The organism is Veillonella sp., from assembly GCF_019414865.1.
GTDB lineage: Bacteria > Bacillota > Negativicutes > Veillonellales > Veillonellaceae > Veillonella.
Window position 1 is genome coordinate 1 of record NZ_DXLG01000052.1, and the last position, 10700, is coordinate 10700.

Consider the following 10700-nt stretch of genomic DNA (forward strand, 5'->3'; position numbering starts at 1 on the left):
TAGCGGGTGGTTTAATGATTCGCGACTACGTCGCGAACCAGTCTAAAGACAATAACCAAAAGGAGCTATCTCAACGGATAGCTCCTCTTTTACATGACATAATAATTGGAGAACTGTTTACATTAACAGCTCTAAATAGGCTTTAGGCCTTATTTATTGGGACTTTCATATATAGTTGTATAACCGTCCTCTGTTACAGCTACGATTTGTTCAATCTCCTCTGTTGGATCCTCTGTGAAAGTAAAACTTTCACTAGCATCAAAGGATGCACTCGTTCCACAAGAGGAACTCAAATCGCGGGGCACCGGACGGAGTTCTATATTAGTTACCCCTTCAGAGGCTTCACGCTTGAAGCGAATCGCTCCAAAGTGAGAGTAAAATGTTGCAATATATTTCATAATCACTCATTTCTAATCTACGCATTTGCTCGTTTTGTATTAACTACAGCAATAATAAGTGCCACAATAAAGCCAACAACTACAGCAATTTCACCATTTAGTGTAGGACCATCACCAGAAGCTGCTAAACCGAAATTATGAGCGAATGCCGCACCAGCTGCAAGGCCAAGTACTGTAACCGCAGAATCAGAATTACCTTCACCAGTCATAATCAACTGACGCAATGGACAACCACCAAGCAATACGCTACAGAAACCTGCAAGCGCCATACCTAGGAAGTTCCACAATCCATCTGTATGTGCAATCGGTTGGTTTTCAAAGCCTAGATGGAAGTTACCAAAGCTAATATTTACAACGAATACACCAATGAGAACTGCTAAATAGCCAAAGATAAGAATAGATTTTTTAAACAAGAATAAATCTCTAAAGCCCCCAACCGTACAAAGTCGGCTAAATTGAGATAAGCCACCTACTACAAGGCCAGCCGCCAAAGAAATGAGCCATGGAGCATGCATAGCGCCAGGACCTTTTTGGCTAAAGAAGATAAATGCTGGTGCTGTTACAACAAGTACGAGCAAGCCTACTTGAATAGCAGGCATCATAGCAGATTCTAATTTGCTCAATGCATAAGTGCGTTGTAAAGAATAGCCTTTTTTCAAGAATATAGTACCAAATCCAATACCACCTGCAAAGCCGGCAATGCCGAACAAAGCATTTAAGTCACCACCGCCAAGTCGCAAAATCATACGAATTGGACAGCCAAGGAACATCAAAGCACCAATCATAACAAAGAAGCCAAGAATAAATCGAATAATTGGAGATGAACCACCTTTACTTTGGTGTTCGCCACGAATCATGGACAATAGATAAGCCCCTAATATAAGACCGATAATTTCTGGGCGAATGTACTGTACAGGTGCGGCACGATGTAGACCTAGACCACCGACAGTATCGCGAACAAAGCACGCAATACAAAAGCCCATATTACCTGGATTTCCAGCTAATACGAGGAATCCCGCGATAGCACCAATAATAAGGCCTGCAATAATTAAATTCCGTTTTTCATGAGACCCACTCATAGTAAACTCCTTTCAAACTACAAACACAAAAACTCTATGAGTACATGCTCCGATTCTAAGTAACATGCTACTCATGATATAATAGCCATAAATATACATTGTTATTTATGGAGATTATCTATGGACTATATCTATTTAGACAATGCGAGCACTTCGTTTCCTAAAGCACCAACAGTCGCCACCGCTATGTCCGACTATATAACGAACCGGGGTATCAATATCAACCGCGGCTCCTATGCTCTCGCCTATGATGTAGAGGACACTATCTATACAACGAGACAACGACTAAACACCTTATTCAACGGTCATGATCCATCTCATGTCGTCTTTACACAAAATGTGACGATGAGCTTAAACATGGTCATCAAGGGCCTATTAAAAGCCGGTGATCATGTGCTCGTTAGCTCAATGGAGCACAACGCAGTTATGAGACCGCTCACACAACTACTAGATAAAGGCATTACCTTTGACATTATCCCTTGTGACAAGACCGGTTCCATTCAACTTGAAAGCATGGATAGTCTCATTCGTCCAAATACAGTGGCTATGATTATCAATCACGCGTCCAATGTATGTGGAACCATCCAACCGCTCGAATCAATTGGCTCAATCTGCAAGACTCATAATCTACAATTTATTGTAGACGCAGCCCAAACGGCAGGTGTTATTCCTATTGATGTGAAAGCATGTCATATTGATGCCCTTTGCTTTACAGGTCATAAAGGCTTATTGGGACCTCAAGGTATTGGTGGTATTATATTAACCAAAGAAATGGCTCAAAACTTAACCCCTCTTATTGCTGGTGGTACAGGCAGCTTCTCACATTTAGAAACGATGCCTACCCATATGCCCGACGCCTTTGAAGCAGGTACGTTAAATCTACCTGGCATCATCGGGCTCAATGAAGGCCTCTCCTATATTGAGTCACAAGGAATGGAGAACATTCACAACCACGAGCTAGCGTTAACACAAGCCTTCCTAGAAGGATTACAATCAATAGATGTTGTTAACATCATTGGTAAACAAGATATCCAAGATAGAACTGCCGTTGTATCCATCACAATCGATAGTATGGACCCAGCAAGTATTGCTTACGAACTAGAATCTACTTATCACATCATGACACGTGTTGGTCTCCACTGTGCCCCACGAGCACACCAAACACTAGGAACCTATCCAGAAGGAACTGTGCGCTTCTCCTTTGGCTATGCTAACACACATGAAGATGTGGTATCCGCATTATCTGCGCTACATAGAATCCTTAAAAATACTAAATAATACTAAATAATACTAAATAATACTTAACCATTAAGGCTATATACTTCGGTATATAGCCTTTTATACTTCTACGCTTCACACAAACGACCGATAGCATCAGCTCTGCAGCGTTTGCAGTGTGTCATTTGCGGCACATAGTGACCAATAAATTGACGCATGTTATTGATTTCTTCTGAAGTCGGGCCCCTATGATTTTCAAAGGCCGTATCATGAACCGGAATCATAGCAATACAGTTCATCAAATCGACACCCCATGCTTCCGCTTGTTTAGCGATAGCTGGTACATGGTCCATATTTACATCAGGCACTACTACGGTGTTAATCTTAACAATGATGTTCTTTTCCTTTAACTTCCGGATACTTTCAGCCTGACGTTCTAATAAAATACGGGCCCCATCGATTCCCTTGTAGATATTACCCTCATAGCGAACCATGGAATATACATGTTTTGCAATCTCAGGATCAATAGCATTAGCCGTAATCGTTACATGCGTAATTCCTAAGTCAGCAATGTCATTAACATAATCAGGCACTGCCAAACCATTACTAGATAAACAAAGCATGACATGAGGAAAATCCTTTTTCACGAGGCGGAAGGTTTCAAGTGTCTTGTCTGCATCACACATAGGATCCCCAGGACCTGCAATACCTACTACAGAGATATCCTGACGAGCATCAAACACCTTGCGCACAAAGGCAGCTGCCTCTTGTGGCGTATAGACATGCTGCGTCACGCCCGGTCTATTTTCATTCGCACAGTCGTACTTACGATTACAATAATTACATTGAATATTACAATTTGGCGCTACTGGTAAATGTAAACGACCCCAATTAGCAGAAGCGGCCTTGTTGTAACAAGGATGATTTTGTAGGAAACTTTGTCCTTGAATTTCTTTCATAATTAACCTTTCCGACCAAATCTAATAGCATCTTTATGGCAAACATGTAAGCAATCACCACAGTTGGTACAATTCATTTCATTTGGTCGTGTTCCCATTTCACATACGCGCAAGCACGCATCACAGTTATCGCAATCATTTGTTTTAAAAATTCTAAAAATAGAAATTTTGCGAAGCAACTCCATTACGCCCCCAAAAGGACATACAAAGCGGCACCAAGCATTGGCGATAATAAGGGAACCAGCAATAATAGATACGACCGTTATAGTACGAGCCGCCCAATACCATTCGGAGAACTGCATAGATAAAATAACAGCATTAAAATATTCATCGCTCGTCCGAATGGGGATCATAATGCGGGGATTACCAAATTTAAAATATACCACAAGCCCTAAAATTATAGTTGCTACCATGCCGAGTTGAAGGAAACGCATATAGTTTTTACGATTTCTTAGTGGTCCCATAGATATTTTTCCCAGCATTTGGTTAACCCACCCACTTGGACAGAACCAGCTACAGAAAGCACGTCCAAAGAAGACGACCATAATCGGCAAGATAATCCACCACGCATAAAAGTACGTCGTGATGCGGCCCCAGCAGGTAATTATGGAACAGCTTTCACAGTTTACGAATGGAACAATATAAGGGCATCGGAATATGCCATAGTACACCCATTTCCCCATAATAAAGAGGAAGATAAACTGTACAATCCGACGCCAAAGCGTTAAATTTTTAGGGGCTTGTTTCCCAGATACACCAGAACTAACTTGAGTTCCACAGGTTGTAGATGATGGACAGTGATTACACATCTTTTACACCAAACCTTTCTATCAAATCGAGACCTCTCGCACTATAAACGGATGTGAACCCGTGATTTTCTAAGATTTGTTGTCCTTCTTGTGACCGTGTAAATTCAATATAATCGGCAGCCAACGCACGATCTTGTACATATTTCATCGTGTTAATAGTGAAAGTGAGCGGTGCAGGTGGCACAAATTGTGCAGGTATGGAGAAGTACTCTATACGATCCTTAAACCGATCATGTGTGGTAAGGCGTTTTTCAATGATAGATACATCGGCTTTACCTTCTACGAGATCACACATCATGGAAATTACGCAAGCATTTTCAGCCATTAAGTTTTTCATGATACCATCGGTTAAACCAGATAATTTCATGATTCCTTTTACAGACGCACTACCAGGGGGAGATGCGCCCAGGGGCAACATAACGCGTACACCAGGCTCGGCCATATCCTTCAAGTCCCGAATCCCTGCGGGATTCCCCTTAGGTGTAACGATAACGTAATCCGTAAAACATAATGGTTCAAAAGCCATACTTACGCCTTTTTTGCGCATATTTTTCGCTAAATCTAAACCGCGAGCTCCAAAGATTTCTGTGCGACTCTTCTCAGCCAACAAGGATTTACCAATAGATCCTGCAAAGGCACCAGTATACTGAATATTGTGCCCTGTGTGCATTGTATAAACTTGGTTTAAATCAAGGAACGCTTCCGATAAACCGCCACAAGTCCACACTTGTAATGAATCAGACTGTGTTGGCTTGTAAGCGCCGCGTATAAACGACGGCACCGCTGATGCGGCTGCTAAAGCTAAAGCACCACCAATAAACTGGCGACGGGATATATCCTTTTTCAAAAATCCCATGTACTTACCACCTTTCACTGAACTTTACAGTACTAAGCATATACTCACATTATAGTATAAAATCCATAAGTTTAAATGATGATATGCATAAGTTTGATTAATTTATTTATATAGATTAGTCATGTGAATACTGTTTTTAAAGGCATTATTATAAAATTTTAAGATATTCTCTCCATATCTATTTTATTGAATATTTATTGTATACGATGAATATGCTATTTTTTTTAGGTTTAATGAAGCTAATATCCCGCTATACGCTCAGTGCATAGTAAACAAGGATAATCAGTGCTATAGACTATATTTGAACGCTTTACAGCACTCATGGCCCTTTAGGGTTTAAATTCACTATAAGACAATATTGCCCAAAAGAACGCAAAAAGGCGGTACAACCAAATGGTTGTACCGCCTTGATTCATCAATTATTCAGCAGTGAATGGCAATAAAGCGATTGCACGTGCACGTTTGATAGCTGTAGTCAATTTGCGTTGATGTTTTGCGCAAGTACCGGAAATACGACGAGGTAAGATTTTGCCGCGTTCAGTCGTGAAACGACGAAGTTTAGCAACATCTTTATAGTCGATTTGATCGATATGGTCTGCACAGAAAACGCATACTTTTCTTCTTGGCTTTCTGCCTCTATCTCTTCTCATTGCGAATCCTCCTTTTCGAATTAGTAGGAGTCCCTGACACTAGAACGGGATGTTTTCGTCATCGCCGCCTGTACTGAAACTATCAAAATTGGACCCACCTTCGAAAGAATTAGTATTCATATCAAGGGATTGGCCCACAAAGTTCGCTACTACTTCAGTAACGTACCGTTTTTGACCGTCCTGAGTCTCGTAAGAACGAGTTTGCAAACGACCTTCTACAAAGCAACGACTGCCTTTACGAAGATTGCCTGCCGCTTCACCAAGTTTACCCCATGCAACGCAGTTGATGAAAGCAGTTTGTTCTTTCGTCTCATTTGTTGTGGAATCAATATAGGTGTTAGTTGCAGCTACTGTGAAAGTTGCTACCGCACGACCAGTTTTGGTATAGCGTACTTCAGGATCACGAGCTAAATTACCTAGAATTTGTACAGAGTTCATGTTTTCCTCCAGGCTTTAATTATGCTTCGTGTTTTACAATTAGATGTCTTAGGACTTCATCGTTGATTTTCAATACACGATCGATTTCTTTGATTTCAGCAGGTGCTGCTTCAAAGTTTATCAATACATAGAAACCGTCAGTGAATTTCTTCACAGCGTAAGCAAGACGACGCTTGCCCCAACGATCTACCTTTTCTACTGTGCCGCCTACACGAGCAATTAAAGCTTCTACTTTTTCAATAACAGCATTAGTTGCTTCCTCTTCAGCTGGTTTCACAATAAACATGACTTCGTATTTGTTCATACAAAATCACCTCCTCTTTCGGACTAATGCCCCTATCGACACATAGGGGTAGGAAGTGCTTACCATCAATAAGCCTTACTATTATAACCTAAAAAAAGAATGAAAGCAAGAGCACAAATTTAAGCCCTTGCTTTCACCAATATTATATGCGATTATATTTTTCATCTTCAGGAAAAGCGATAATGGCACAAATAATAACAAACAAAGTTATTACCCCCATCATAGGGTCTGCCGAATCATTTGGTAAGAAGGTAAGGATCAACGATGATACAATGCCACTACCATATTGCATGGCACCTAGGAGTGCCGCCCCAGAGCCAGCCATTCTGCCAGCTCTATCTAATGCTAAGGCATTTGTTACAGCTGCAATGATACCATTCATGGAGAAGAATAAAAAACAGCCAATAACGATTAACCACAGGGAATGATAGCCTATGATTATCAACCCCATTACAACAGATACACAAATAGCAGCAAATAATGTAGCATATCGCAATAATCTATCGAGGCGTATAGCACTTACAATACGACGATTAATAGCACTTAGTAACATTACGCCAATAATATTGACAGAAAAGAGATAGCCAAAGTATTCCTTTGGAACTCCATAAACATCAATATATACATAAGGAGAACCCGTTAGGAACGCATAGATAGCAATATAAAAAGAGCTAACACATAGTGTATATTTCATAAAGCCTTTATTACGTAGTAAAATCCAATAATTATTATAGGTATGACCTATAGACTTTTTACTACGCTTCTCTACAGGATGTGTTTCAGGAATGACTAATACGGCAATGAGCATTAAAATGCCGATAGCAACTAATAACCAAAAGATTGAATGCCAAGTATACCACACAAGTAGATGCCCTGCTAGCATCGGCCCTGCAATAGGCGCTATGGCCATAACAATAGCTAAGGTAGATAACATTTTAGCAGCTTCAGTCCGACCATATAAGTCACGAATCATAGCCCGTGATAACATAGGTCCTACGCAAGCACCAAATGCTTGGAACACGCGCCAAGCCAGCAACTCCATCATGGATGAACTCAATGCACACCCCACAGAACCAATGATAAATAAAACTACCCCCATAATAAGCGGCTTCTTACGTCCAATTTTATCGCTAACGGCGCCCCAGAAAAGTTGGGCTAGCGCAAAACCTATTAAGAAACCAGTCAACGTTAGCTCCGCATCACCATTAAGATCTCGCCCCATCTCAGGCATGGCAGGTAAATAAATATCCGTCGACAATGACGTAAACGCCATCAATGCACTTAATATAGAAGTAAAAAGCCATCCTTTATTGCTAATCGTCAGCATAAAGACACCACTTTCATGTAAAATCGCACTATAAAATGTATGTATTTAAATTATATCAAAAACAATGTTAATGCTATATGGTTTTGATATTTTTTCAACAAAAAAGCGTAGTAAAATACTACGCCCAAAATAGAGTAAAGATAAAAGCCTAACGCAATAAAGTATAAAAATACTCGCACGCTAGGCAATCCTCTTAAAACTGTTTATAAGATGAGCCTAACGCTACCACATGTTGATGGCTCTCCTTTTTCTTTATTATACAACATCAACAAAATTTCTTCGAAAATTTATATGATAAATGGCTCATTATCATTAACGATATACACATTTCTATTAGGTACTAATGCCTCTAATCTCTCAGGATTATCAGTGTGAACCGGAATAATAACGTCAGGATTAACTAATTCTATAAACTTAATCAAATCATCTTTAGACACATGACCACTGGCATGACATATATAGGTTGGGTAAGTCTCTAACAAAGCTTTCAATGCTAGGTTTTCTTCAATATATCCTGTCCACATAGAATATATTATACGTACATCATCTTTAGGGAACTCTTTTATGTGAGAAATATGATTTTCTGTTGCTCTTACTAAACATACAAAGCCGTTATCCATATAGTATTTAGGATATTTGCCTTTATCAAGAACTAGCGGACTATCATGTCTACGATACAAAGAACTTTCATAATATACATTATTAACCACAGTATCTAATATTCTTTTCTGATATGCATCACAAATTAGTACTTTATCAGTCGGCATATTCTGCCAAATCCCCATAATACGGTCAATATTCGTAGATGAACATATAACGAAAACATATTTTCCATCTTGGATATACGAATAAATATCCTCTAACACAGCAGCTTCAGATATACCATCATTAACACCACGAGATACTAATGTTCCCTCTGTAATTAATACATCAACCTCACCTATATAGGTTTTAACTAATTTCTCTACTATATGACTACGCAACCCATGCATCCGGAAATCACCTGTATATAAGACACGTTTACCTTCTGCTTCAATGACAAACATATAACTATCCACAGCACTATGGTCGATAACCAAAGGTCTAATATGTATATTTCCAATAGTGAAGGCTTCGCCTCCACGAAATGTATTTGCACCTAACAAACGTAAATATAAATCTTTATCTTGATGTTCAGTTGCTATCATAGCCACTTCCTTACTCAGTTTCCCCATATATAATGGTATTTCTGGTAATGCAGAGGTTAGTTGTCCTAAGTGATCTATATGATAATGAGAAATCACAATACCGTCACAATCCGGCATCCCTTTTGTAACACCGTCTATATCTAAATTTATAGGTATGTACTTTTCATCTAAACTTAATTCGTTACCAAAGTCCAATATAATACGAGTAGATGCTGTACTTATTTCTATGGCACTGCCACCAATCTGATGAGTGCCACGATGGATAATTATATTCATACTTAACCTTTACTAGGAATAGTTAGTAATGTCTCTGCTTGATATAATCGATCTAATTTTCTAGACCAACCTTTTATATTAGTTGGATAAGAAGATTTACTATCTGTATCAACACGCAATACAACAAATCGAATTTGTTTTAAATGAGGCTCTTGTGCCAAGATTTCTTCACATAAAGTTTGTAACCCCTTACGTTTACTAGAATCAATTAATTCTTTACATTCTTTAAACTGTTGTGACACAACAGTTTTGGATGGATACCTAGGATTATTAGGTTTATTTGGATCAATACGAAGCATCAAATTAGTTTCTGCTCCACCGCCATCTTTGGTACAAGATTTTTCATCAAATAAAACGACTAACTCTGCTTTATTCGTATGTTCATATCCAGGTAATTTCTTTAGCTGCTGTATACCATCATGGCCAACAGCAGAATTAATCTGTTTTATATCTAGCAGCCTATAATATGTATAAGCTTCTAAAACGCATCGTAGTAAAGTTTCCTCACTGCCAGATGGACGATATTTTAATTCAATGACAGAATAACATTTATCATCAGTGTTATAACCTAATAAATCTATTTTCCCATAAGAATCATTTCGTGTCTCTTTTAATGGTGTTTGATAATCAAAGATATAGCCTAATCCAGCAACTTCACGTTGATAAAACAATAACTTCGCTAAAATTTCCTCTTTTCTATTTGTTCCTTGTAACTTTTCCATCTCTACTTTTTCAGAAGGAGTATGAGCTGTATCAAAGTGATTTGGTCGTACCGGAGCTAATTCTTTCCAAGATTGTAAAAGATTTTTTGATAAAAGCGCACTTGAAATAATTTCACTATAACGATTCTTATCTTCTTGCTTCTCTCCATTTGCATAGCCTTTGTAATTTACAATAGAAGCCTTATAAAAATTTGCTGCAAATTGTTTTACTTCACTACTATTATCTCCTTGCTGTCCTTGTTTTTTATCATTCTTATTTTGACCAAAAATAGTTTTAAACTCATTAATTTTATCTTTTCGATTAATACTCTCACAAATTATTTCGTATATCTCTTTACAATTGAACATTATAAATTCCCCCACAATAACAACTTACCTACTACATATAATTGCTTAAAATGATCTGTATCTTACACAAAGTATTATTGTGTTTTATTATAAATTCATTATATCAACAGCCATTTTATGAGTAAATGG

General features: G+C 38.6%; 12 protein-coding genes. 1 reads left to right on the forward strand and 11 read right to left on the reverse strand.

The annotated features are described in order from the left end of the window. Nucleotides 1–149: 149 nt before the first annotated feature. Complete coding sequence (locus tag QZ334_RS04705) at nucleotides 150–398, reverse strand: DUF3343 domain-containing protein (RefSeq protein WP_178884461.1); 249 nt, start codon at nucleotides 396–398, stop codon at nucleotides 150–152. A 17-nt stretch (nucleotides 399–415) separates the two neighbouring features. Next, complete coding sequence (gene yedE, locus QZ334_RS04710; protein ID WP_295232346.1) at nucleotides 416–1477, reverse strand: YedE family putative selenium transporter; 1062 nt, start codon at nucleotides 1475–1477, stop codon at nucleotides 416–418. Nucleotides 1478–1597: 120 nt separating this feature from the next. Between yedE and QZ334_RS04715 the strand changes: the two genes are divergently transcribed. Beyond that, entirely contained in the window at nucleotides 1598–2755 is a 1158-nt protein-coding gene (locus QZ334_RS04715; RefSeq protein ID WP_178884457.1) for an aminotransferase class V-fold PLP-dependent enzyme, read from the forward strand. Between the two features lie 68 nt (nucleotides 2756–2823). On the opposite strand, the gene QZ334_RS04720 is transcribed toward QZ334_RS04715, so the two are convergent. The 9 genes from QZ334_RS04720 to QZ334_RS04760 form a co-directional block, all read right to left on the reverse strand. Further along, on the reverse strand, nucleotides 2824–3654 hold the full coding sequence (locus QZ334_RS04720) for a radical SAM protein (RefSeq protein ID WP_178884455.1): 831 nt from the start codon (nucleotides 3652–3654) through the stop codon (nucleotides 2824–2826). A gap of 2 nt (nucleotides 3655–3656) precedes the next feature. Beyond that, the gene (locus QZ334_RS04725; protein ID WP_009351942.1) at nucleotides 3657–4463 is read right to left on the reverse strand and encodes a 4Fe-4S binding protein; all 807 of its coding nucleotides are present in this window, start codon (nucleotides 4461–4463) and stop codon (nucleotides 3657–3659) included. Beyond that, nucleotides 4456–5319, reverse strand: coding sequence for a substrate-binding domain-containing protein (locus tag QZ334_RS04730; protein ID WP_178884453.1), 864 nt, complete (start codon nucleotides 5317–5319; stop codon nucleotides 4456–4458). The genes QZ334_RS04725 and QZ334_RS04730 overlap by 8 nt, the downstream gene beginning before the upstream one ends. A 419-nt stretch (nucleotides 5320–5738) precedes the next feature. Next, the gene (gene rpsR, locus QZ334_RS04735) at nucleotides 5739–5969 is read right to left on the reverse strand and encodes a 30S ribosomal protein S18 (RefSeq protein WP_004697977.1); all 231 of its coding nucleotides are present in this window, start codon (nucleotides 5967–5969) and stop codon (nucleotides 5739–5741) included. 39 nt (nucleotides 5970–6008) lie between these two features. Then, the gene (locus tag QZ334_RS04740) at nucleotides 6009–6407 is read right to left on the reverse strand and encodes a single-stranded DNA-binding protein (RefSeq protein WP_004693797.1); all 399 of its coding nucleotides are present in this window, start codon (nucleotides 6405–6407) and stop codon (nucleotides 6009–6011) included. A 19-nt stretch (nucleotides 6408–6426) separates the two neighbouring features. Beyond that, complete coding sequence (gene rpsF, locus QZ334_RS04745) at nucleotides 6427–6711, reverse strand: 30S ribosomal protein S6 (protein ID WP_004693799.1); 285 nt, start codon at nucleotides 6709–6711, stop codon at nucleotides 6427–6429. 142 nt (nucleotides 6712–6853) lie between these two features. Next, nucleotides 6854–8038: a multidrug effflux MFS transporter gene (locus QZ334_RS04750; protein ID WP_178884451.1), complete on the reverse strand. Its 1185-nt coding sequence runs from the start codon at nucleotides 8036–8038 to the stop codon at nucleotides 6854–6856. Between the two features lie 287 nt (nucleotides 8039–8325). Next, a complete protein-coding gene (locus QZ334_RS04755) occupies nucleotides 8326–9501 on the reverse strand; it encodes an MBL fold metallo-hydrolase (protein WP_024066421.1) in 1176 nt (391 codons plus the stop codon). A gap of 2 nt (nucleotides 9502–9503) precedes the next feature. Continuing rightward, entirely contained in the window at nucleotides 9504–10571 is a 1068-nt protein-coding gene (locus QZ334_RS04760) for a hypothetical protein (RefSeq protein ID WP_024066422.1), read from the reverse strand. Between the last annotated feature and the right edge of the window lie 129 nt (nucleotides 10572–10700).